This is a genomic window from Burkholderia oklahomensis C6786, assembly GCF_000959365.1.
GTDB lineage: Bacteria > Pseudomonadota > Gammaproteobacteria > Burkholderiales > Burkholderiaceae > Burkholderia > Burkholderia oklahomensis.
On the sequence record NZ_CP009555.1, the window covers coordinates 1,394,760 to 1,418,064 of the forward strand.

At 61.8% G+C, this 23,305-nt stretch carries 23 protein-coding genes and 1 pseudogene; 14 read left to right on the top strand and 10 right to left on the bottom strand.

The genetic code is table 11. The features are described from left to right. The first annotated feature begins 3 nt into the window (after positions 1 to 3). The 3 genes from BG90_RS06175 to BG90_RS32015 all read left to right on the top strand — a co-directional run bounded on the left by BG90_RS06175 (position 4) and on the right by BG90_RS32015 (position 5,424). Positions 4 to 1,113 carry a type VI immunity family protein gene (locus BG90_RS06175; protein ID WP_025989611.1) on the top strand — a complete coding sequence of 370 codons (1,110 nt, stop codon included), beginning with the start codon at positions 4 to 6 and terminating at the stop codon, positions 1,111 to 1,113. A gap of 1,062 nt (positions 1,114 to 2,175) precedes the next feature. Beyond that, positions 2,176 to 4,254 (top strand): AAA family ATPase, encoded by a 2,079-nt coding sequence (locus tag BG90_RS06180; RefSeq protein WP_038801907.1) that lies wholly within the window; start codon positions 2,176 to 2,178, stop codon positions 4,252 to 4,254. 358 nt (positions 4,255 to 4,612) lie between these two features. Continuing rightward, positions 4,613 to 5,424 (top strand): IS5 family transposase gene (locus tag BG90_RS32015; protein ID WP_181911577.1). Its coding sequence is split into 2 segments (ribosomal slippage): positions 4,613 to 4,961 and positions 4,961 to 5,424, totalling 813 coding nucleotides; the frame shifts between segments, so codons are not numbered across the junction. Between the two features lie 51 nt (positions 5,425 to 5,475). Here the strand turns inward: BG90_RS32015 and BG90_RS34745 are convergent. Both BG90_RS34745 and BG90_RS34750 read right to left on the bottom strand, forming a co-directional pair. After that, positions 5,476 to 6,321: a hypothetical protein gene (locus tag BG90_RS34745; protein WP_010122315.1), complete on the bottom strand. Its 846-nt coding sequence runs from the start codon at positions 6,319 to 6,321 to the stop codon at positions 5,476 to 5,478. Between the two features lie 73 nt (positions 6,322 to 6,394). After that, positions 6,395 to 6,649 carry a hypothetical protein gene (locus tag BG90_RS34750; RefSeq protein ID WP_124072310.1) on the bottom strand — a complete coding sequence of 85 codons (255 nt, stop codon included), beginning with the start codon at positions 6,647 to 6,649 and terminating at the stop codon, positions 6,395 to 6,397. 127 nt (positions 6,650 to 6,776) lie between these two features. On the opposite strand from BG90_RS34750, the gene BG90_RS32020 reads away from it, so the two are divergent. Beyond that, positions 6,777 to 7,588 (top strand): IS5 family transposase gene (locus tag BG90_RS32020; RefSeq protein WP_181911577.1). Its coding sequence is split into 2 segments (ribosomal slippage): positions 6,777 to 7,125 and positions 7,125 to 7,588, totalling 813 coding nucleotides; the frame shifts between segments, so codons are not numbered across the junction. On the opposite strand, the gene BG90_RS32025 is transcribed toward BG90_RS32020, so the two are convergent. The 4 genes from BG90_RS32025 to BG90_RS06215 form a co-directional block, all read right to left on the bottom strand. Then, entirely contained in the window at positions 7,577 to 9,355 is a 1,779-nt protein-coding gene (locus tag BG90_RS32025; protein ID WP_082094590.1) for a replication endonuclease, read from the bottom strand. The two genes, BG90_RS32020 and BG90_RS32025, sit on opposite strands and share 12 nt — an antisense overlap. Positions 9,356 to 9,376: 21 nt before the next feature. Continuing rightward, positions 9,377 to 9,571: a hypothetical protein gene (locus BG90_RS06205; RefSeq protein ID WP_004545945.1), complete on the bottom strand. Its 195-nt coding sequence runs from the start codon at positions 9,569 to 9,571 to the stop codon at positions 9,377 to 9,379. 201 nt (positions 9,572 to 9,772) lie between these two features. Next, positions 9,773 to 10,327, bottom strand: a complete 555-nt coding sequence (locus BG90_RS34755) for a hypothetical protein (protein ID WP_124072311.1) — start codon at positions 10,325 to 10,327, stop codon at positions 9,773 to 9,775. Then, the gene (locus BG90_RS06215) at positions 10,324 to 11,607 is read right to left on the bottom strand and encodes a tyrosine-type recombinase/integrase (protein ID WP_025989609.1); all 1,284 of its coding nucleotides are present in this window, start codon (positions 11,605 to 11,607) and stop codon (positions 10,324 to 10,326) included. Before BG90_RS06215 ends, BG90_RS34755 begins: the two co-directional genes overlap by 4 nt. 280 nt (positions 11,608 to 11,887) lie before the next feature. On the opposite strand from BG90_RS06215, the gene dapA reads away from it, so the two are divergent. Next, positions 11,888 to 12,775: a 4-hydroxy-tetrahydrodipicolinate synthase gene (gene dapA / locus BG90_RS06220; protein WP_010113580.1), complete on the top strand. Its 888-nt coding sequence runs from the start codon at positions 11,888 to 11,890 to the stop codon at positions 12,773 to 12,775. Between the two features lie 54 nt (positions 12,776 to 12,829). On the opposite strand, the pseudogene BG90_RS06225 reads toward dapA, so the two are convergent. The 3 genes and pseudogenes from BG90_RS06225 to BG90_RS06235 all read right to left on the bottom strand — a co-directional run. After that, positions 12,830 to 13,396 (bottom strand): annotated as a pseudogene (locus BG90_RS06225) (alpha/beta fold hydrolase); the annotation flags it as partial. A 6-nt stretch (positions 13,397 to 13,402) separates the two neighbouring features. Then, the gene (locus BG90_RS06230) at positions 13,403 to 13,705 is read right to left on the bottom strand and encodes an AzlD family protein (RefSeq protein ID WP_010101218.1); all 303 of its coding nucleotides are present in this window, start codon (positions 13,703 to 13,705) and stop codon (positions 13,403 to 13,405) included. Beyond that, positions 13,702 to 14,430: an AzlC family ABC transporter permease gene (locus BG90_RS06235; RefSeq protein ID WP_025989608.1), complete on the bottom strand. Its 729-nt coding sequence runs from the start codon at positions 14,428 to 14,430 to the stop codon at positions 13,702 to 13,704. Before BG90_RS06235 ends, BG90_RS06230 begins: the two co-directional genes overlap by 4 nt. Before the next feature lie 126 nt (positions 14,431 to 14,556). Between BG90_RS06235 and BG90_RS06240 the strand changes: the two genes are divergently transcribed. From BG90_RS06240 to BG90_RS06255, 4 genes are all read left to right on the top strand, one after another. Next, positions 14,557 to 15,015: an Lrp/AsnC family transcriptional regulator gene (locus BG90_RS06240; protein WP_010101216.1), complete on the top strand. Its 459-nt coding sequence runs from the start codon at positions 14,557 to 14,559 to the stop codon at positions 15,013 to 15,015. A 275-nt stretch (positions 15,016 to 15,290) separates the two neighbouring features. Next, positions 15,291 to 15,581: a hypothetical protein gene (locus BG90_RS06245; protein ID WP_010113573.1), complete on the top strand. Its 291-nt coding sequence runs from the start codon at positions 15,291 to 15,293 to the stop codon at positions 15,579 to 15,581. 46 nt (positions 15,582 to 15,627) lie between these two features. Continuing rightward, a complete protein-coding gene (locus BG90_RS06250) occupies positions 15,628 to 17,745 on the top strand; it encodes a phosphocholine-specific phospholipase C (RefSeq protein ID WP_010113571.1) in 2,118 nt (705 codons plus the stop codon). Between the two features lie 833 nt (positions 17,746 to 18,578). After that, positions 18,579 to 18,989, top strand: coding sequence for an NUDIX hydrolase (locus tag BG90_RS06255; RefSeq protein ID WP_010101197.1), 411 nt, complete (start codon positions 18,579 to 18,581; stop codon positions 18,987 to 18,989). Positions 18,990 to 19,020: 31 nt separating this feature from the next. Here BG90_RS06255 and BG90_RS06260 read toward each other — a convergent pair whose 3' ends face one another. Beyond that, positions 19,021 to 19,656, bottom strand: coding sequence for an RBBP9/YdeN family alpha/beta hydrolase (locus tag BG90_RS06260; RefSeq protein ID WP_010113570.1), 636 nt, complete (start codon positions 19,654 to 19,656; stop codon positions 19,021 to 19,023). Between the two features lie 150 nt (positions 19,657 to 19,806). Here BG90_RS06260 and BG90_RS06265 point away from each other — a divergent pair, with 150 nt between their 5' ends. The 5 genes from BG90_RS06265 to BG90_RS37235 all read left to right on the top strand — a co-directional run bounded on the left by BG90_RS06265 (position 19,807) and on the right by BG90_RS37235 (position 23,083). Further along, complete coding sequence (locus tag BG90_RS06265) at positions 19,807 to 20,244, top strand: VOC family protein (RefSeq protein WP_010113568.1); 438 nt, start codon at positions 19,807 to 19,809, stop codon at positions 20,242 to 20,244. A 4-nt stretch (positions 20,245 to 20,248) separates the two neighbouring features. Beyond that, positions 20,249 to 21,190, top strand: coding sequence for a 2-hydroxyacid dehydrogenase (locus BG90_RS06270; RefSeq protein ID WP_010113567.1), 942 nt, complete (start codon positions 20,249 to 20,251; stop codon positions 21,188 to 21,190). 78 nt (positions 21,191 to 21,268) lie between these two features. Next, complete coding sequence (locus BG90_RS06275; protein WP_010101189.1) at positions 21,269 to 22,201, top strand: hydroxymethylglutaryl-CoA lyase; 933 nt, start codon at positions 21,269 to 21,271, stop codon at positions 22,199 to 22,201. Between the two features lie 49 nt (positions 22,202 to 22,250). Continuing rightward, entirely contained in the window at positions 22,251 to 22,757 is a 507-nt protein-coding gene (locus BG90_RS06280; protein ID WP_010113565.1) for a YbaK/EbsC family protein, read from the top strand. Beyond that, on the top strand, positions 22,754 to 23,083 hold the full coding sequence (locus BG90_RS37235; RefSeq protein WP_010113563.1) for a DUF1289 domain-containing protein: 330 nt from the start codon (positions 22,754 to 22,756) through the stop codon (positions 23,081 to 23,083). The genes BG90_RS06280 and BG90_RS37235 overlap by 4 nt, the downstream gene beginning before the upstream one ends. Positions 23,084 to 23,305: the final 222 nt, after the last annotated feature.

Below are 23,305 nucleotides of genomic sequence, written 5' to 3' on the forward strand. Positions count from 1 at the left end.
ATCATGACGAAAGACGAATTGGTAGCGTGGGCCAATGACCCGCACCGACAAGACACCCTGCCGTTTGGCCTGTTCGAGCCTGCCTATCAAAAAGGTATCGTTGGCGCGGCCCTAGTGGTGCGCGGCGTACTCTATTTCACAGGTGGGCATACCGAACCCGTGCGCGAAGCGCTCGTGCGGTGCTACGAACGGTATATGGCGGCGATCGACGACTTCGCGAAGGCATTCGCGAAAGCGGTCGACGCGGAGCCGCCCAAGAATGGCCTAATGCACTGGTTCTATGAGGAAGGGAAGAAGCCGGTCGCTTTCGACAAGGCTCGTGGATTCCCTCGCTTGGCAAAGGAATTGTCGAGTAGCCAGCTTCTTGTGTCCTCGACGACCAGCGCCGACAACAAACTCGCGACTGGATTTTTCGAGTTCTCCACGTTCTGCTTCGAAGACTGGCAAGCCGGAGCTGGCCTCGATGTGGTCACGTTCAGCGTGCCGCGCCGGTTCCTGCAAACGTGCCCCGGCACGTTCGAGGCGCTGTTCGCGGAGTTTGCGGCGGCCGTGCCGACCGTTCACGGGCACGCCGGGTATGCGGTGAATGTCCCGCCGATGGGACGCCGGCCGAATGAAGCGAGCGAGTATTTTTGGGCACGAAAGTACGGCCCTGGGATCGATGTTGGCGATCCGATGGGTTACGACACGATGCGCATGGTCGATAAAATCAAGACCGTTGATTGGCTAACGGCGCTTGGTGCCGACCTCGTTCGCCGCGTAGGTGGCGCGAACAGCCTGATGCTTCCGCCGGATTGGTTCCACAAAACTTCGTTCGGCGAGGGGGGCCTCATCATTCAGGCGGGCGTGGAACCTGCTGCCGGGGTTCCGAAGGAGAAAGGGATACCGCCAGAGCCGCCCGTTGCCTACGTGCTCCTGAACCACACATTGCGCCCGATTGTGGCCGAGACAGTCAGTTGCTTACAGAGCGGCACGCTCAACAGCACGGCGCCGCTTCTGAACACGACCGTAGCAAGCGAAGCGTGGTTGCGCCGTTTCGATGTCGCCCCGGACAGCATTTACGGGTATTGGGAAGCGCTGCACAAGACGCCGAAGCTCCCGCCGTCGCACTGATCGCGAGTCGATGCTGCCGGACAACATAACCAAAGCGCGCAACAAATTCGCCCCCTCGCACGCGACATACCTCGCGCCGATTGGGCCTGAGTAGCCGGAACACGTACGCGCACAAAAATCGTTCCTTTTAGCGGACAGATAGGGCGGAGGCCAAACAATGCGCAGCGATGTCCACGTGGATGCCAAAGCGGGTTGAGCCGAGCACTGCCTTCGGAGTTCTACCAGCGCACAACGACCCCTTATAAATCAATGCCTCGCGAGACTCGCAAACTGCAAAACCAAGGCTAAACAAGATCAATCAAGGCCATCCAAGCCCACCCGAATTGCCTTTTCACTATGCTTCCCCAGCCCCTCGATTCGTAGATCAAGTGTTCACGTGGCGTACCAGCACGAAGATACGTTCTGGATTCATCCCTGTTTACCGCCTAAATTAAATACAAGATATGGCGATAACAAACATCGCCTACAAAGAGGCCGCACTCTGCGGATGGTCGGGCTGGAAACGGGGGCTATATGGAAAGCGCAATACTGAGGGCAATCGCCGATAAGAAGTTAATAGAGTTTTATTATAACGGCCTTCATCGAGTTGCAGAACCTCATGTCTATGGCGTCTTAAACGGGGTCAAGCAATTACTCGCCTACCAGACTGGCGGACAAAGCAACAACGGCGGAATCCCCGATTGGCGACGCTTCGACCTAGGCCACATCTCGCAACTTGTCGTCCTCGCACAGTCGTTTCCAGGGCGTCGCCCAATCCCCTCAGGACGCCACAGTTCGTGGGATGTGCGTATAGCCATCGTCGACTAGATCACTGGCGGCGTACGTAGACGACAAGCGTACGTCAGAGCGCATCAGTCCGGCAACGTATTCCTTTCACCCGGATCTTGTGTCTGGAGGAGTCTGCTCTTCAGCCCTTAAGCCAAGCAAAGCGACTCAAAGCCCCGAATCACCCGTTGCCAAGCATCTCGTTCAGGCGCTATCACCTCGAAGGGTTTCCGCGAACGCATCAAATGTGCCGTCTAACTTGCGCTAGAACCTGTGCCTCTTTCTCTCGAGCCAAAAATGGAAATTACCATCGAAAATTGCAATAGCATTGATAGCGCCAAAATTTCGCTAGCCTTGGGTAGACTCAACATAAAGTACGGCCCCAATGGAACTGGCAAAAGCACCATCGCAAAGGCTATCGAACTCTCCACCCTCGGTGGCGCCGATCTACCTCAACTGACGCCGTTCAAGCATCGGGGGGCAAAAACTGGCGCCACATCGGTTCCGAAGGTGACCGGCGCCGATCAATTTAAGACGGTATTCGTTTTCAATGAGGAATACGTTGATCAATTTGTCTTCATGCAGGACGAGGTTGTAAAAAACAGCTTCGATATCTTCATCAAAAATACCGACTATGACAAGAAGATGGCCGATATTGAAATTCTTATATCCGAGATAAAAGACACATTCAAAAAAAATGAAGGCATTGAGCAAGTCTTGCGCGACCTTACTGAACTAAGCGATGATTTTGGAAAGTCTCAAGCAGGCTTTTCCAAAGCCGGACGAATTGCCAAGGCCATCGGCGGCGGCAACAAGCTCGAACACATACCAGCCAGCTTGGTGCCATATACAAGTTTCATTAAAAGCGAAGCAAATGTTAAATGGATTGGCTGGCAAATCAAAGGTAATGAATTTCTTGATCTTGCTTCCGAATGCCCATATTGCGCGTCGCCGACAGGAGAAAAAAAGGAAACCATACTCGCCGTGAGCAAAGAGTACGAGGCCAAGTCGATAGAGCACCTGAATGCTCTGCTGGCGGTGGTCGGCAGGCTAGGAAAATATTTCAGCAAAGAAACCTTCGAAAACATCGACAGGATCCTCAAGAACAAGACAGAGCTAAAAAAAGAAGAAATACTATGCCTGACCAACCTTAAAGGCGAAATTGACACACTGATTGAGAAATTACAAGATTTAAAATCTATTTCCTTTTTTTCATTGCGCGACGTCGACGAGATTAAAAATCGTATTACGTCTCTTAAAATTGACTTATCTCTATTGAAGACTTTGAATTCCGATGACACGAAAGCGATCGTCGATCAAGCAAATCAATCCTTGGATTCGGTCCTGACCAAGGCGGGTCAGCTACAGGGAGAAATCAACAAGCAAAAGAAGAGCATTGAAACCGCAATAAATAAGCATAAGTTTGAAATTAATAGCTTCCTTCGCTACGCCGGCTACAAATACCTTGTCGACATTCAGCCAGAGGCCGAGTCTTACAAGATGAAGCTAAAACACCTTGAATTTTCAGAGCACATCGCAAACGGCACTCGCCACTTGAGTTACGGCGAGAGAAATGCCTTTTCAATCGTCCTTTTTATGTACGAGTGCCTCATGAAGAATCCTGACCTTGTCGTCCTTGATGATCCGATATCGTCCTTTGACAAAAATAAGAAGTTTGCGATTTTAGAGATGCTATTTCGCGGCAAAGACAGCCTTCGCGAAAAGACGGTCCTGATGCTAACGCATGACATTGAACCGGTCATCGATATGGTCAAGAGTCTGAGCCGCACTTTTCAGCCAACACCGGTGGCAAGCTTTCTGAGCTCTAAGGGAGGAGTCGTGACCGAACTCGATGTAAAGAAGAGTGACCTACTCACCTTTACTCAAATTTGCGATGAAAATATTAAATCACTCGATAATGACATCATTAAAACGATCTATCTTCGAAGGCACTATGAAATTTTGAACAATAGAGGACTTGAGTATCAACTAATATCGAGCCTTCTACACAAGAAGCCGGCTCCGACCGTCAAGGAAAATGAAGACGAACGGCCCATGACCGAACTGGAACTCGCTAGTACGACAGCCGCGATTCAAACCAAACTGCCGTCGTTCGAATACCAGAAGCTGCTGGCATTGGTGCTTGACAAGTCAGCTATAAATAAGGCGTACGCTGCCGCGAAAAACGGATACGAGAAGCTTCAGCTGTTTCGTGTCGCGAATAATGACAATCATGAAAACGACATCATCAAGAAATACATCAATGAGTCATTCCATATTGAGAACGAGTACATCATGCAGCTTAACCCTCATAGATACGACTCAGTACCAGACTACATCATTGCCGAGTGTGATCAAGCAATGGGCCCCCAATAGGGTGCTGATCGCCCGCTTCCTCTAGAAGCGCGCGGTCGGAACGGGTGCATCGATCCGCACGCAGGTGCATCAAAACGCACAACATCCGCACTCAAAAAACCCCCAGGAAACCCAAGCCACAAGGACCAGAGGGTCTAGCGGCAAGGCGCATTGAAAGTGCCCAGCTAAGCGAAGCCCGCAGGCGAGGAGAGGACCGCGCGGCAGGCAAGATACCTGCGGACATGCTTCAACCCTCCCCGCGTCAGCCCATGGAGAGAATGCGATGGGACTTAAAAACTCTAACAAAATGAGTGTTTGGGGGCTGTTAACCCGCCGCGCATTTTGTTAACCTCTTCGTTGTTTCGCTGACGAGGAGGCCATGGCCAAACCGATACTCGATGACGAACTGTGGTCACTGATCCAACCGCTGCTGCCTCCACCGAAGCCACGCCGTACGCGATACCCGGGCCGCAAGCCGCTGGACGATCGCGCCGTGCTGACCGGCATCCTGTTCGTGCTGCAATCCGGTATTCCCTGGGAAATGCTTCCGCAGGAAATGGGCTGCGGCTCGGGCATGAGCTGCTGGCGCAGACTGCGCGACTGGCAACAGGCGGGTGTCTGGGACCGGCTGCACGAAGTATTGCTGGCCAAACTTCGTGCAGCCGATCGCATCGACTGGTCGCGTGTGGTTATCGATTCGTCCTCCATTCGTGCAGTGGGATCGGGTCAAAAACAGGACCCAATCCCACCGATCGGGCGCGACCCGGTTCAAAGCACCATCTCGTTACCGAAGCGCAGGGCATCCCGCTCGCGCTGATCCTCACGGGTGCCAATCGCAACGACGTCACCCAACTGCTGCCTCTGATCGAGGCCATTCCGCCCATTCGTGGCAAGCGCGGGAGGCCTCTGTCAAAGCCCGTCGTTGTGCAGGCCGATCGCGGTTACGACCACGACAAATATCGTAAGCCCTTGCACGCTGCCGGTATCGCCACGCAGATCGCACGCCGTGGTGAGCCCCACGGCAGCGGCCTCGGCAAGACCCGGTGGGTCGTCGAGCGCACCTTCGCGTGGCTGCACAACTTCAGACGTCTGCGCATTCGGTTCGAGCGCCTCGCCGCCATACACGAGGCGTTCATGAAAATCGCCGCCTGCATCATTTGCTGGCGACACCTCCAAAAATCATTCTGTTAGCGCTTCTTATCCACAGCTGATTGATCAACACCGATTTCTGTAGATTGACGTTCAGTCAATCCGCGCTTCTTCATGTTCAGCGGCAACAACCCTGGCAACATGGACCTCGGCAGGAGTCGGGCATCTGTCGTTTCCGTCCACTGGTCCGATTCCTAGTTCAGACAACCGGTCGATGTGTTCACGGACAATCGCATCTATCCGGTCACCGTTAAGCTTGCCGCCGCCTCCGGCGTTCTGAAGACCATCGAGATAATCACTCGCCTGCTGACGAAACTCGGTGCGCGGTCCATCCGTTTTACGAACATAGTCGTCATCCAAATAAGCGCAATACAAACGTCCCATTGCCACCATGCGCTCCAGCTTGCCAATTAGTTCCGGACTGTTCAGGAAGTCGGTGTATGCGCGCCGCGCCGCCTCATATTCCTTGAGATACTGCACATGGACATGTTTTTGTGCGGCACGGAGCATTGTCTCGGCTTCTTCACGCTCGGTTGCGACCATCGCTTCAATACGTGCAATAGCGGCGGGTACGTTGACTTGCTCATCGGCATACTGGCCGAGCACATTTCTAATCTGTTCAAGTTCCTCGTCGATTGACTGATAATTTGGTTCGCGGCCTTCCCGTGCTGAGGCGATCAATTCATCACGCTTCACGTCCATCAATTCGCCCAGTCGCTCGGTTACCGTATAGAACTCCCCCTCCTTGGCTCGCACGCGGGTCAGTGACATTTCAAGATTGGCGACTTCGTCGTGATGCCGCCGCAGCCGCTGAGACGCTTGCTCGATACTCTCGAACTTCACTTGTTCCGCCTTGCACCGTGCTTCGCTTTTCCGAAGGATGTCTTTGGCGCGATCGATCGTCCAATTAGAGAATTTGCGTGAGGTCCACATAATCATTTCCTATATTTCCGAATGGTTAAGGTAGAAAGCCGGACATGCATCCGGCCGATCGTACTGAAAATATGTTGGCTCAATAACCCTCCATATCTATTTCGTCGGCTGTGCGGCTCATTGCATCAATCGACGCCAACATCGACTGCAGTTCGTGCAGCAATTCCGCTGCACGACGGTAGTCATCGGTCGCGGCCGGATTTCGGAAGCTGCTGCCGATATGCGTCCGCGCCCGAAGTTCATCGTCGAGACGATGCAGGCTAGTATGAAGCGAAGCATTAACCAGGATACGTGGGACCGGAATATTTTCAGTGGATGAGGTGGTTTGTTTCATCGATTATCTACAAGTTAAATAAAGTGCTATTGCACGAGTAAAAAACTCTAACAAAATGAGTGTTTGGGGGCTGTTAACCCGCCGCGCGTTTTGTTAACCTCTTCGTTGTTTCGCTGACGAGGAGGCCATGGCCAAACCGATACTCGATGACGAACTGTGGTCACTGATCCAACCGCTGCTGCCTCCACCGAAGCCACGCCGTACGCGATACCCGGGCCGCAAGCCGCTGGACGATCGCGCCGTGCTGACCGGCATCCTGTTCGTGCTGCAATCCGGTATTCCCTGGGAAATGCTTCCGCAGGAAATGGGCTGCGGCTCGGGCATGAGCTGCTGGCGCAGACTGCGCGACTGGCAACAGGCGGGTGTCTGGGACCGGCTGCACGAAGTATTGCTGGCCAAACTTCGTGCAGCCGATCGCATCGACTGGTCGCGTGTGGTTATCGATTCGTCCTCCATTCGTGCAGTGGGATCGGGTCAAAAACAGGACCCAATCCCACCGATCGGGCGCGACCCGGTTCAAAGCACCATCTCGTTACCGAAGCGCAGGGCATCCCGCTCGCGCTGATCCTCACGGGTGCCAATCGCAACGACGTCACCCAACTGCTGCCTCTGATCGAGGCCATTCCGCCCATTCGTGGCAAGCGCGGGAGGCCTCTGTCAAAGCCCGTCGTTGTGCAGGCCGATCGCGGTTACGACCACGACAAATATCGTAAGCCCTTGCACGCTGCCGGTATCGCCACGCAGATCGCACGCCGTGGTGAGCCCCACGGCAGCGGCCTCGGCAAGACCCGGTGGGTCGTCGAGCGCACCTTCGCGTGGCTGCACAACTTCAGACGTCTGCGCATTCGGTTCGAGCGCCTCGCCGCCATACACGAGGCGTTCATGAAAATCGCCGCCTGCATCATTTGCTGGCGACACCTCCAAAAATCATTCTGTTAGCGCTTCTAAATCAGACGCCATAAACAGCGATTGGCATGAAAGCGAATTACTTTGTTCAGGCTCTAAATCAATCGTTAAATCAGTAAGCGATTTTTCATCTGCTTTCGCAAATGAAACAGGCGTACAGTTATTGACACGAGTCCGAGAGGGCAAAAATTCGGCGGCCCGATGCTTAACGATCGTCCATAGACGACGCACGCTCAGCACGATCTTTTCGACAACGGCATCAATAGTGCTGACGATGCCCTCAGAATCGACTGCACACTCGTCTCGCACGACGATGCCTGCGATGCGAGGCCCAAGCGCGTCGCCATATCGACCAGTACCGAATTGCGCTTCCTTGTGTAGCCGGATCGTTGCGTCTTGCCGTTTGATCCACGGACCACCCCACGCACGAATGAACTCTGCGTAATCGGCGCGCTTATATTCTTCGCCCGACACATGTCGTTGGCGCTGCGCCGCGAGCCATGCGCGCCTGAGCACATCGGGCGCGTCCGCGACGGCGCTTTTCGCGATCCGGCGGAGTTCCCGCCAAACGGACACTTGAGCGCCGCCTATCGCCTGAAACTGACGGATGCCCCACTGCTTAGCCCATGCCTGCACGCGTTGCGTGGTTCGCGCGATAGGGTCGCCATGTAGGTCATGTTCAATCCCCTTGCCATCGATATGCTTGGAGATGTACTTGGCAATGTAAGCAGTGGCGCTGCCTTTCTCCGACTTGATGCGCTCGAAACGGATACGGTGAGCCCGCGCGCCTTGTTCATCCGGCGAGTCGTTCAACAGGAAATAGCGCTCAATGGCCGCGCGCCATAGCTTCATGTGTGCAGGGTCGCGGATGAACACCAATAAATTCCAGTGCGGCGTACCGTCCTGATGCGCTTCGACTGTCCTCATCCCATAAAAGCTGACTTGGTGGCGATGCAGCCATGCGCGGCAACGGCTCCACTGCTTCTGAAGATAGTTATGCGTATCACGCGGTGTCGCACCGTCATAGTTTGGATTGGATGAACCGTTAGCGCGTACCGCATGAAATCGGCTCGGTGGCGTCACGACTGCGAATTCACAAGTGCAACCGTGTTCGGCAGCAACTTCTTCCATACCGCGAAGGCGCAACATGAGCTCGCCGCGACGGATGGCCGGGTTGCTAACGGATTTGTCGGCAAGTTCCGCGAGCGTAAAGATTTCTCCGTCGTCATTGACGGCATATGTGTTCGTGAGCATCTGAGCGTTGCGCTCACTTTGGGCCAGCGCGCGGCGCAAGTTCTCGTCGCTAATGTATTTGTCGGCACACGCATTGACGAATCCGAGGCGGATTGCGAGCGCTTCGACCGCGCAGCCGTGCATGCGACGTAGCCGTCTGGCCCACCAGCCGGGATCAATTACACGGGCGACAAAACCGCAGGAACGATCAACGGCGGGCGGTTCGATATGCCAGCGTATGCATAGAGCGCGTAGTGCATCAATGATCGCGTCGATGCTACTTAGGCGTTCAGCGATGGATTGTGCGTCTGCCGCGCGACGGCGCGCGCAGTCTCGTATGTCGGAAAGCGTCGCGGTCAGCGGGAACAACGCATCGGCATACTCCGCAACGTGCTCTCGCAGGTAAACATTTCCGCGATACCAGTCGCGATGTTGACGATCGAGAATTTCGAGGCGGCGCGAAACGCGGCGCGACCATTTGGCCGGCAGCTTTCCAAGCATTGCTTCGCGCCATGCAACTTGCGGCATGCGCGGATTGATCGCATCAAAGGAAGTCAGAAGCGCCATAACAAGATCGCTAGGTGCGCTTTAGTTGACTGTCGGCGAATTGTTCAGAGCGAGGATGCGCTCGATCGTATCGTGTGGCCACGCGAGACGACCGTTCGGCAACTTGAGCGGCTTCACTCCGAAATACGAGCCATGACGACAAAGCGCGACGCGAAGCGTGTCGGGCTGCAAGCCAAGACGTTGAGCAAGGCGATTGGTAGTAAGTCCGATTTCCATGATGATCTCCTGATTCCGATTGGGCGCCGCACGGTCGGGCGCGATCGAACGGACTCTATTGAGATTCAGGAAACCGGTGTAACTAGGCGGGACTTCGGGACGATAGACGGGACAATGGGACGATAGATGGGACTCTCTCGGGACACCTTCGGGACGCCCCTAAGATGCCGAGGGGAGCACGAACACTCCCCTCGCAAAGCGCTACGTCTTCAGGTAGCCACGCTTGCGCAGCAAGCCCACGGCGTTTTTGAACGTCTTGAGACCTACGATCTTCGTGTCTCCGAGCTGTGTACGCCACATCAATTCGTCGGCGACAGGATGAGCCACAATCACGCCCGACTCGTCGTGCTTCTTGATGTATCGCATGAACGCGCGAGCCTCCACGGACGGCCCATACTCGCGCACGATATCCGGCCAATGCTCGATGAGCCGCAACTGCCAAGCGACCGAAACCGTCGATCGTCGAACCGAGCGAACTTCGGCCGTATTCGCCGCCAGCGGGTTCTGTGACATATCCGGATCTGCCGACGTGCAGAATGATCGCGAACAGTTCTCAGCCAATATGCCAGGTAACTTCGCTCCAAGCGACGCGATCCAGGTTTTCGCGTCACCTACACGAACGACAATCCGATCGTGCGGACACATCGCGTCGCGCAGCCCCTTGGATCTCAATTGCTCGATTGCCGCCTCGGCATCGGCCGTCAAACGTGCCAGTTCGTTTTCCATGTCTGGAAGGTTGTCGTCATCGTGCGTCATACGTTCGCCATCTGTTGTGTCGCTGGAAGCGTGATACCCGCTTCACTCAATATCCATGCTTCGATCTTCGTGTGCCACATGCGCAGCAAATCAATCGGGCGCTGCTTGTAGTGCTTTTCCGCCGTGGCGCTTGGCTTGTGGCCCATGATTTGCGCGACGACGCCCGCGGGACACTCGATCCACTCGGTAAGCGTCGAGAACGAGCGGCGCAGCCCATGCAGGGTGAGTCCTTCGAGATGCGCGGCCCGCAAGACAATGCGATGCCGATCATCGGGAGCCTGCAAGCGGCCCGATTCCGATTTGACGCTGCTGAAAACCCATTCGTTGCGGCGAGGCAAAGCGCCGAGCAACAATCCCACATAGGGCGTCAGGGGAATGGTGCGATCGCCTTCCACCTTGTCTCGCAGGATCATCGTGTTCCAGCGAAAATCCAAGTCGGTCCATTTGAGCTCGTTCATTTCTTCGCGGCGCGCCCCTGTAAGAAGCAACGCCTGCAAGAACGCAGAGACGACAGGGTTTGCCATCTGTCGCACACCGTCGAACCAGGGAGCGAGTTGTTCTCGCTGGAGGCAATCGGATTTCGCGCGAACCTTTGGGACGTTCTGACGCACCTTACGTGTACGGCAAACGTGTTCTGGTACAAGGCCAGACCATTCATGCTGCTCGGCACACCAGTTCAGGCACGCGCGCAGCAACCGAAATGCGAGCGAAGCTTGAGTCGGTCGGCTTTCCGTCTCACGCTTTAGCCACTCGGCAATCACGTCTGCGGTCAAGTCCGGCAACGGCACATCAAGTAGACTCGACAGTGCGCCGCAAACGCGAGGTTGCTTGCGGCCGCGCTTTCTCATTTCGCCGCCACGATGAGACACCTTCTCATGATCCGCAACGTGATGGTCGCTCCAGCGGGAACGATTCGCATCGATATAGCTCTTCCATGCAGTATCCAGCGTAGCCTGACGCCGCCGCGACTCTACTCGCCGCGCCTGCGTGACCGCGATAGCGGCAGCCTTTTCGACGCGTGGGTCTTTACCCTCGTCGATGAGTTTCTGAAGTTCGCGCGCTTTCTGGCGAGCGCCGTCGATATCCCATGTGCGTGCGTCGCCGATTGTGGTGCGAACCGTGTTGCCCGCGATGCGACCTTGAAAGACATAAGACACGCTGCCAGCGGTAGCGCGCAGCCCAAGGCCCGGCGCACCCGAGTCCCACATAAAGATTTGCTTGGCGTCGAGAGGACAGCGAAAGTCGCGCACGCGCCCGGCGGTGAAGTTGATACGAGCCAAGTTCGTGTAACTCCTGCGTAAGCGGTTTGAGTAAAAGAGGGCCAATTGTATGACATTGCCCCCCATTTCCTCAATACCACTAACTCATTGATAACCTTGCACTATCACCGTCATCCGCAACATCGAGAAATGCAGATCAATTGCAACATGCGGGGACGTCGTGTCCCGTCAGGCGACAGCCGGACGGGATGCCCGCGTGTTAACTCACCTTTCGCATACCTCGATCCGGCACCGGCCGGCGGGACGGTTCCCATCCACCCGTTTCACCTAGAGGATGCACATGCAATCACGTTTCGAAGGTATCTGGCTTCCGATCATCACGCCGTTCCACGATGGCGAGATCGACCATCCGGCGCTCGCGCGCCTCGCGCGTCACTACGCGGCCGAAGGAATCGCGGGCTTCGTCGCCGGCGCGACGACGGGCGAAGGCGCGCTCCTGCGCGCGAGCGAACAGGAAGCGATTTTCGCGACGCTGCGCGACGCCACGCCGAATCTTCCGATCGTGCTCGGCGTGACGGCGAGCGCGACGCACGCGGCCGCCGAGCGCGCGCGCGAACTCGCGTCGCTGCGCCCGGACGGGCTGCTCGCGACGCCGCCCGTCTACGTGAGGCCAACGCAGGCCGGCGTGCGGCGGCACATCGAAGCGATCGTCGAAGCGGCGGATCTGCCGGTGCTCGTCTACAACATTCCGTATCGGACCGGCGTGAACGTCGAGCTCGACACGCTTCAGGCGCTCTCGCGCGATGCGCGAGTCGTCGGCGTGAAGGAATGCGGCGGGACACTCGAGCGCATGCTGCGTCTCGTGCACGAAACGCCGCTACGCATCTTCTCCGGCGACGACAACCAGAATTTCGCGGCGCTGTGCGCGGGCGCGCACGGCGTGATCGCGAGCGCCGCGCACGTGCTGCCCGCGCGGCACGTGCGCGTGCATGCGCTGTTGCGCGAAGGCAGGCTCGACGACGCGCGACGGATCGCGGTTGCGCTGCAACCGCTCGTCGCCGATCTGTTCGCGGAACCGAATCCTGCGCCCGTGAAGGCGCTGCTCGCCGCGCAGGGTTGGTGCGACAACGCGCTGCGGCTGCCGTTCCTGCCGGCGAGCGACGCGCTCGCGGCGCGGCTCGTCACGCATTGGGAAGCGCTGCAACGGAGCGAGACGGCCGAAGCCTGAGCGCACGAACATCGTCGATCGCCGGCGCATTCGTCAAGCGGCGACGGCTCGAGCCCATCGATTCGAGCGCCGCTTCATCGCGCGACGCGCCGTTTCGCCGCGATACACCTGCAGACGTTCGAACGTTTCGCGCTGCTTGAACTGCTCGCGCGCGTCGACGATGCCGGCGCGCGTCCTGTCTTCGACGAACGCCTGAGCGGATTCGGTGATCAACGCTTCGCACGCCGACGGATACGCCGCCGCGCAGTGCGCCGCCATGCCGCCGCCGACGCTATGGCCAAACGCGACGAAACGATCGAAGCCGAGCTGTTCGCGCAGCATCGGGAAGAATCGCCGGGCCTCGTCGCGAACGAAGTCGGCGTCGAGTGCGTCCGCGCGGGGATCGGACTGCCCGAAGCCGAGTCGATCGTAGGCGATCACCCGCCGTCCCGTGCATTCGGCCAGCGCTTTCGGAAACGTCCGCCACAGGTGCACGCAGCCGAGCGAATCGTGAAGCAGGACGATGGGCGGCAGGCCGTCGGGCGCGTCCGCATGGTGCGGCGCGGGCCAGCGCCGCACGAACAAGCGCCCCCGTCCGGTGTCGACCCAGCAGTCTTGCATCGCGTTTCGGCGGTTGTCCATGTTCAGTTACTGACCGAGCAGATGCCGCAACAAGCCGGTCGACACGACGCCAATGATCACGGTCGGCAGAATCGACAGGCGGGTTGCCGCGAGCAGCGTAATCGCCAGCGCGAGCAAATTGGCCGGCTTGTCCGAGACGAACGCCGGCGCGATCACCGACACCAGCACGCATCCCGGCACATTCTCCATCACCGACAGCATGCGCGGGCTCAGCGTGCGATTGCGCAGCACGACGTAGCCGAGAATCCGGCTCAGGTAAGTGGACGAGGCCATCAGCACGATCGTCAGCAGCGTCGATACATCGATCATGAAGGCTCTCCCCAGGCGACGGCGGCGACGAGGCCGGCGAGCGCGCCCGCCGCGACGTACCACGCGCCCGGCACGAGCAGGTCAGTCGCCGCCGCGACGACGAGGCTGACGAGCCACGGACGGCACGCGCGCGCGCCTTTCCACATGCCCCGGAGCAGCACGAGGAAGACCGCGGTGAACGCCATGTCGAAGCCGTATTGCTCGACGTCGCCGATCGTGGGCCCCAATGCCGCGCCGAGCGCGGTGCACGCGACCCACGTGAGGTACAGCCCGGCCGACACGCCCAGGTAGTACGGAAAGCTGATGCGGCTGCGCGATTGCTGCCGCGCGTCGGCGAGCGCCATCGCCCAGCTCTCGTCGCACATGAAGAAGAGCGCCGGAAAGGTCCGCTTGCGCGACAGGTGCCGGAGATACGGCGCGAACGCCGCGCCCATCAGGATGTGCCGGCAGTTCACCAGAAACGACATCGCGACGATGAGCAGGATGTGCGGCGGCGACGTCCATAGCCGGATCGCGGTGAATTCGGAGCCGCCGCCGAAATTCAGGCCGGTCATCAGCGGCACTTCGACGACGCTCAAGCCTTTTTGCGTCGCCTGCGCGCCCAGCACGAGCGCGAACGGAACGAAGCCGAGCATCACGGGCAGCGATGCGCGCAAGCCGCGCCAGGCTTCGGATCTTGCAGTGGAGTCCTCGGAAATGACGGTTGACGTCGGCAAACTGTTCATTACACCTCCTTCGAGGGGCAATATTGTCTGCCAAATTCGATGGAATCGGGTTGCGTTGTTGCTATATTCCGGTGTCGAATTGGTATGAACGGCCTATTTTTCCAATCTTCCTGGAATCAGATTTCAATGAAACTTGACGCCATCGATCGACGCATCCTGCAAGCCCTGCAACGCGACGGCCGGCTGCAGAACGTCGAGCTCGCGAAAGAGGTCGGCCTGTCGCCTTCGCCGTGCCTCAGACGAGTCCGGCTGCTCGAGGAAGCCGGCGTGATCGAACGGTACGTCGCGGTGCTCAATCCCGCGAAGGTCGGCAAGGGGTTGACCGTGTTCACGCGCGTCTGGCTGAAGGAGCAGGACGCCGACACGGTCGATCACTTCGCCGAAGCGGTCCGGCAACTGCCGCAGGTCGTCGAGTGCCACCTGATGGCGGGCGACTGCGATTTCCTGCTGCGAGTCGTCGCCGCCGACATCGACGACTACCGGCAATTCCAGATGCATCATCTGACGCGGATCAAAGGCGTGCAGAGCGTGAAGACCGAGATTCCGCTGCAGAAGGTGAAGTTGACTTCGGAGGTGCCGGTTTGAGGGGTCGAGGGTGCCGTTGTCAATCGTCGACGTTTCGCAGCAAAGCCGCGGTGGACGAATCGACCAATTGACGGGCGCCGCGCGGCTCGACTGGCAGCGCGACGAGACGCGCCGCAAGACGCCGCGCAGCCGGTCCGCAGCCGACGCCGCCGGCTGCCGGCCGCCCGAAAGCCGATCGTCATAATATGGCGGTCGCAAACGGTTCACGTAACCGACGCATCGTTTCCTCATACTAGCGGACGACCACGACTCGCGATCCTTCAGGAGACACCTTGATGCGCCAGCGTCTCGCCGCCTTCGTCGCCGCACTTTGCGTCGTGCCGCTCGCCGCTGCGTGCAGCGACGACGCGTCCCACGCCCGCGCGGAGACGAACGCCGACGCGCAAACGGCGTCGCTGCCGGGCGCCGCCGCCAATGCGTTCAACGGCGGCGCCGCAGCCGGCCGCACCGCGTCCGCGAGCGCGCCGCTCGCGACGCCCGTGATCCACTACCCGCCCGAAGACGAAGCCGACGACGCATCCGGCGCGACGGCGGCATCCGCGCATCCCGCATCGAATCCTGGCTGATCGCGTTCCGCCGAGCCCTCTTCTCCGCAGAGCCCAAGGTGAAAACATGACGTCAGAAAGCCGCCGCCGTTTCCTGCATGCCGTTGCGCAATCCGCGAGCGCCGCCGCCGCGCTCACCGTGTTCCCCGAATCGATCCGCCGCGCGCTCGCGATCCCCGCCGCGTCGCGCACGGGCACGATCCGCGATGTCGAGCACATCGTCGTGTTCATGCAAGAAAACCGTTCGTTCGACCATTACTTCGGACACCTGCGCGGCGTGCGCGGCTACAACGACCGCTTCCCGATCGCGCTGCCGAACGGCAAGCCGGTCTGGTATCAGCCGTCGAAGGCGGATCCGTCGAGACCCGTGCTGCCGTTTCGCCTGAACACGCTGACGACGAGCGCGCAATGCATCGGCGACCTCGATCACTCGTGGTACAAGACACACGCGGCGATCGACGGCGGCCGCTACGACCGGTGGCCCGCGAACAAGACCGACATGACGATGGGCTATCACGTGCGCGAGGACATCCCGTTCCACTACGCGCTCGCCGATGCGTTCACCGTCTGCGACAACTACTTCTGCTCGCTGCCCGGCCCGACGCATCCGAACCGCTCGTATCTGATGACGGGCACCGTCGACCCGACCGGCAGGTACGGCGGTCCGCTCCTCGACAACAACGACTACGTCGACGGCGACGTGCCGCCGAAGTACGACCTGCTCACGTGGACGACGTATCCCGAGCGTCTCGAAGCGAACGGCATCTCGTGGCAGATCTATCAGCAAGGCACGACGGGCAGCGATCCGCTGAACGGCAACTACGGGACGAACGTCCTGCAGAACTTCGCGAACTTCATCAACGCGAAGCCGGGCTCGTCGCTGTATCAGCGCGCGCAGACGGCGCGCACGCTCGACGACCTGAAGGCCGACGTGCTCGCGAACAAGCTGCCGCAGGTGTCGTGGCTGCTGCCGCCCGCCGCGTTCTCCGAGCATCCGAAGTACACGCCCGCTTACGGCGCAAACTACACGTCGCAGATCCTCGACGCGCTGACGTCGAACCCCGACGTGTGGCGCAAGACCGTGCTCTTCATCATGTACGACGAGAACGACGGCTTCTTCGATCACGTCGTGCCGCCGCAGCCGGCGACGACGCGCGCGCAGGGCCTGTCCACCGTCACCGTCGACGGCGAGATCCACAACGTCGTGAATCCGGGCCGCGGCGGCAGCTACACCGCCGACGGCCTGCCGTACGGCCTCGGCCCGCGCGTGCCGATGACGGTCGTGTCGCCGTGGACGAAGGGCGGCTTCGTCTGCTCGCAGGTGTTCGACCACACGTCGGTGATCCGCTTCATCGCCGCGCGCTTCGGAATCGACGAGCCGAACATCACGCCGTGGCGCCGCGCCGTGTGCGGCGATCTCACGTCCGCGTTCGACTTCCGCACGCCGGACGCGACGCTGCCGCCGCTGCCCGACACGAGCAACTATCGGTCGATCGCCGATCAGCTTTGCTCGACGAAGCCCGCGCCGACCGTGCCCGCCGCGCCGAGCCCCGTCGATCCGCAGGAGCCCGGCGTGCGCCCGGCGCGCGCGCTGCCGTACGAGCTGCACGTGAACGCGTCGGTGCACGGCGGCGCGCGCTTGCGGCTCGAGTTCGCGAATCGCGGCGAGCAAGGCGCGCACTTCTACGTGTACGCGTCGAACCGCAGCGACGGCCCGTGGCGCTATACGGTCGGCGCGCATCGTTCGCTGCACGACGAGTTCGATCTGGGCGCGACGAACGGCGCGTACGCGTTCTCGGTGTACGGCCCGAACGGCTTCGTGCGCGTGTTCGAGGGCGTCGCCGCCGCCGAGGGCCATGGCCGGCACGCGGCCGCGCATCCGGAAGTGAAGGCGGGCTACGACGTCGCGAACGGCAACCTGTATCTGAAGCTGCAGAATCACGGCGGACAGAGCGTGCAGCTGACGCTGACCGACAACGCGTACGGCGCGCAGTCGCGCCAGCTCGCACTGCGCGGCGGCGACGAGCGGATCGAGCAATGGGCGCTCGCGCCGAGCCACCACTGGTACGACGTGACGGTGTCGGACGGCGCGACGGGCAAGTTCGTGCGCCGCTTCGCGGGCCACGTCGAGAACGGCAAGACGAGCTATTCCGATCCGGCGGCGGTCGCGCCCGTCACCGCCTGACGGGTGCGCGTGCGACGGCGGGCGTGGCGGGCGCCGTCGCACGATCGACGCGGTTCGATGCGGTTCGATGCGGAAAGAAAAGCACGCGACCACAAGCGTCGAAGGGAAATTCGGATGCGCGCTGCGTGCGCCGAACATCGTTTCCGAAGACATGACGTGACGCACATCGCACTTCAGGAATCGGGCGCGGTTCCGGTCCTTGGGGTGTTTTTCATGGCGGGATGTCGCGACGATCTGCGGCTCGATTTCATCCATCGTGCGTCGCGACAAACCGACCGCGAACGCGCGCAAGAAACGTCGCCGCGCAACGCACGCGCTCTACGCGTTATGCACGTCGCAACGCGCGGATAGTGCTTCGTTCATCCAGGGCTTTTCCCGGCCGCGCATCGCGGCAATGTCTCGCATGGCATTGCCGCGAGTCGTGCGTCACGACACGTCGACGCATCATGCACCGCGCCACGGCAGCGCGCAGCAGCGCATCGCTCGCGCATCGCGCCAGCCGATTCCGCGCGGGGTCAACTTGGTCGATGCGCGTCGATCCGATACGATATCGCGCGGCATACGGCTTGCGCCGCATCGCGACGCCGCGAACCGGTGTTCGCGGGTTCGAACGCATCGCATCGCTTGCAACGCCGCCACGACAAAGACCGCAAGTCTTCGCGGCACGGCGCGTACGATGCCGGCAACCGCGCGTCCCCCGCAGCGACAGCGACGCCGCTTCTGCGGCACAGCGAACACCGAGGCCGCCGCCCGACGAGCAACCCGCCTCCGCGACGCGCGGCGCCTCACGACGTCCGCACGCCAGACCGCACGACCCAATTCACGAGGACCCCATGCAACACACCGAACAACCCCGCGTCGGCTGCGGCGCCGCCATTGTCCGCGACGGCCGGATTTTGCTGATCAAGCGCAAGCGCGCGCCCGAAGCGGGCTGCTGGGGCTTGCCGGGCGGCAAGGTCGACTGGCTCGAGCCCGTCGAGCGCGCGGTGTGTCGGGAAATCGAAGAGGAGCTGGCGATCGCGCTCGAACGCGTCACGCTGCTGTGCGTCGTCGATCACATCGACGCCGCCAATCGAGAGCACTGGGTCGCGCCCGTTTATCGCGCGAGCGCGTTCGCGGGCGAGCCGCGCATCGTCGAGCCGGACAAGCACGACGCATTCGGCTGGTTCGCGCTGAACGAACTGCCGCAGCCGCTCACGCACGCGACGCGCGTCGCCGTCGAGCAGCTCGTCCGGGCGGCCTGAAGCGCCGCGCCCGGCGATTGCGGCGAATGCATCAAGCCGCCGTCACGAGCGCATCGCGCGCGATCGCGCCGGCTTCCGGCGCGTCGTCGCGAAACCGCAGCGGCGCCGCGCAATGCACGAGCGTATCGACGAGATGTTTCGCGCGCGGCCACGGCCCGTAGCCCGCCGCGGTGTTGATGTGCCCGGCGTCGCCGAGATTGACGAACGCGCTGCCGAGCCGGTGCGCGAACTCGCGCGCGTCGGCGAGCGTCATCCACGGATCGGTTTCGCTGCCGATCACGATCGACGGCACGGCCAGGCGCCGCGGATCGAAGTCGCCCGCGAACGCGAACTTGCGCGGATTCGCCGGCGCGACGAACAGCACGCCGGCGATGTCCGCCGCCGGCGCATCCGCGGCCGACGCGTGCCGCGCGAGCGCATGCGCGGCCGCGAGGCAGCCGAAGCTGTGCGCGGCGAGCACGAACGGCCCGCGCTCGCGCGCGAGCAGATCGCGCACGTTCTGCGCCCAGCGCGCGAGATGCGGCGCGTCCCAGTCGTCCTGTTCGACGCGCAGCGCGCGCGCGAACTGTCTTTCGAGCCAGGTCTGCCAGTGCGCGCCTTCGCTGCCGTGCAGGCCGGGTACCGTGACGAGCCGCGGCGGCCACGTCGATTTGCTGCATGAGCGCATGTGTCCCTCGCGAAGCTAGGAGCCTGGCGTCGATTGTCGCGTGCGCGCCGCGCGCGGCGAACCATTTTTTTGTGCTTTGCATTTCCGCGCATGGCGACGCAACGCGCGGCAAAACCGTAGAATGAGGGCTTCATTTAGAGGAGACAATGCATGTCCGCCACGCCGCGCGGCGCGTTGCGCCCGTTTCATCTCGCCTTTCCGGTCACGAGCCTCGAGCACGCGCGCCGCTTCTACGGCAGCCTGCTCGGCTGCCCGGAAGGCCGCAGTTCCGATCGCTGGGTCGATTTCGATTTCTTCGGACATCAGCTCGTCGCGCATCTCGCGCCCGACGAGACAGGCCGCTCGGCCGTCAACCCGGTGGACGGCGACGACGTGCCGGTGCGCCATTTCGGCGTCGTGCTGTCGATGGACGAATGGCACGCGCTCGCCGACAAGCTGAAGGCGGCAGGCACGGTATTCGTGATCGAGCCGCACGTCCGCTTCAAGGGCGAGGTCGGCGAGCAGGCGACGATGTTCTTCTTCGATCCGTGCGGCAACGCGCTGGAATTCAAGGCATTCGCCGACATCGGCCAAATGTTCGCGAAGTAGACGCATGCGAATTCTGCTTTATACGCCGCATCAGGACGCGCAAGACTGGAAGCGCGACGTCGAGCGCGCGCTGCCCGGCGCGCAATTGCGCGCATGGACGCCCGGCGACGACGCGCCCGCCGATTACGCGCTCGTCTGGCGCGCGCCGCGCACGTTCTTCGCGCCGCGCGCGGATCTGAAGGCGGTGTTCAATCTCGGCGCGGGCGTCGACGCGGTGCTCGCGCTCGAACGCGCGCATCCGGGCATGCTGCCGCGCGACGTGCCGCTCGTGCGCCTCGAAGACGCCGGGATGGCGCGGCAGATGGTCGAATACACGACGCACGCGGCGCTGCGCTATCTGCGCCGCTTCGACGAATACGCGCTGTTGCAGCGCGAGCGCCGCTGGCGGGTGCTCGAGCCGCATCCGCGCGAGACGTTCGTCGTCGGCGTGCTGGGGCTCGGCGCGCTGGGCGCCGAAGTCGCGCGCGCGCTCGCGGCGCTCGGGCTGCCGGTGCGCGGCTACAGCCGCGCGGCGAAGACGCTCGACGGCATCGCGACGTTCGCGGGCGCCGCGCAGCTCGACGCGTTTCTCGACGGCGTGAAGCTGCTCGTGAACCTGCTGCCGAGCACGGCCGACACCGACGGCATCCTGAACGCGCGCGCGTTCTCGAAGCTCGCGCACGGCGCGTATCTCGTGAACATTGCGCGCGGCGCGCATCTCGTCGAAGCGGATTTGCTCGACGCGCTCTCGAGCGGCCGCATCGCCGCGGCGACGCTCGACGTGTTCGCGACCGAGCCGCTGCCCGAAGATCACCCGTTCTGGCGCGAGCCGCGGATCGCGATCACGCCGCACTGCTCGGCGGACACGCTGCGCGCCGAAGCGGTCGAGCAGATCGCCGCGAAGATCGGCGCGCTCGAGCGCGGCGAGCCGATCGGCGGCATCGTCGACCGCGCGCGCGGCTACTGACCGCGGCCCGCGGACACGCGCGCAGGAGAACCCCATGCAGCGACTCATTCATCAGAAGACAGGAATCAGGAGACCCGGATGACGCTCCCCCAATCCGTGAAGATCGTCGAAGTCGGCCCGCGCGACGGGCTGCAGAACGAGCAGGCGTTCGTGCCGACCGACGTCAAGATCGAGCTCGTGAACCGGCTGTCCCGCGCCGGTTTCCGCAACATCGAGGCGGCGTCGTTCGTGTCGCCGAAATGGGTGCCGCAGATGGCCGACGGCGCCGACGTGATGGCCGGCATCGAGCGCCGCGCGGGCACGATCTACTCGGCGCTCACGCCGAACCTGAAGGGCGTCGAGAACGCGCTCGCCGCGCGCGCCGACGAAGTCGTGATCTTCGGCGCGGCGAGCGAAGCGTTCTCGCAGCGCAACATCAACTGCAGCATCGCGGAGAGCATCGCGCGCTTCGAGCCCGTCGCGCGCGCGGCGAAGGACGCGGGCGCGCGGCTGCGCGCGAGCGTGTCGTGCGCGCTCGGCTGCCCGTATCAGGGCGACGTGCCGATCGACGCCGTCGTCGACGTCGTGAAGCGCCTCGCCGCGCTCGGCTGCGACGAGATCGACATCGCCGACACGATCGGCGTCGGCACGCCGGGCCGCACGCGCGCGGTGCTCGACGCGGTCGCGAAGGCGTTTCCGCGCGAACGGCTGTCGGGCCACTTCCACGACACCTACGGGCAGGCGCTCGCGAACATCTACGCGGCGCTGCTCGAAGGCATCGGGATCTTCCACGCGTCGGTCGCGGGCCTCGGCGGCTGCCCGTACGCGAAGGGCGCGACCGGCAACGTCGCGACGGAGGACGTGCTGTACATGATGCGCGGCCTGAACATCGACACGGGCGTCGATCTCGGCCAGGTCGTCGCCGCCGGCGATTTCATCTCGACCGCGATCGGCCGCGCAAACGTGTCGCGCGCGGGCCGCGCGCTGCTCGCGAAGCAGCGCGCGGCCGCCGAACCGCCCGCCTGCGCGTGATCCGCGCGGCGCTCATCAGCCCCACCCTACGAGAATACGAAGCGCACCCATGGCTACCTCCGCTCCCATCGACAAGCTTCCCGATTCCGCCCGCCGCGTCGCGTTGCTGCTGCGCGAGCGCGGCCATGCGAAGGACATCGTGATGCTCGAGGAAACCGGCAAGACATCGGCCGAAGCCGCCGCGGGTCTCGGCTGCTCGGTCGCACAGATCGCGAAGTCGATCCTGTTCCGCCGCCGCGCCGACGGCGCGCCTGTGCTCGTCGTCGCGAGCGGCGCGAATCGCGTCGACGAGAAGAAGGTCGCCGCGCACGTCGGCGAAGTCGGCCGCGCGGACGCGAAGTTCGTGCGCGACAACACCGGCTACGCGATCGGCGGCGTGTGCCCGATCGGCCATCTCGTCGAGCCCGTCATGCTGATCGATCGCGACCTGCTCGAACTCGACAACCTGTGGGCGGCGGCCGGCCACCCGCACGCGGTGTTCAATCTGTCTCCGCAGGAGCTGGTGTCGTTGACGGGCGCGCCGGTGGCCGACGTCGCGGAGCGCTGCGACGCATGAGCGGCATCACGGAGACCGGCGGCGCGGCGAAGGTCGACGGGGCGCCTGGCGCGGCAGCGGCCGATACCGCGGCAACGGATGCGGCAACGCGTGCGGCGGCGAGCGAGACGGCGGTGAACGCGGTGGCCGCGGGCGAGGCGACGGCGGCGTCGGCCACGAACGTGCCGTCGCCATGCACGAACGTCTGCAGGATCGACGCGAAGACCGGCTGGTGCGAAGGCTGCCGTCGCACGCGCGACGAGATCGCCGGCTGGCGCAAGTTCGACGACGACGCGAAGCGCGCGGTGCTCGCGCGGCTGGCCGCGCGGCGGACGGCCTGCGCGTGATGCGGCGCCGGCAGCGGGCCGCGCCCGCGCACGTTGCCGCAAGCGGCAGGCGCGGCGCAAAAAAATGCCGTTCAGCCAGACTGGCGAACGGCGAGCGTAATGAGAATTCTGTGGACGTGATCAACGTCACTGCGCATCATACGAGCGCCCTCGCTGCATCGCATCAGGAGTTTCCCTACAACTTTCTTGCGCGTGTCGGAATGCCGCAGTCTGGCTTCGCGT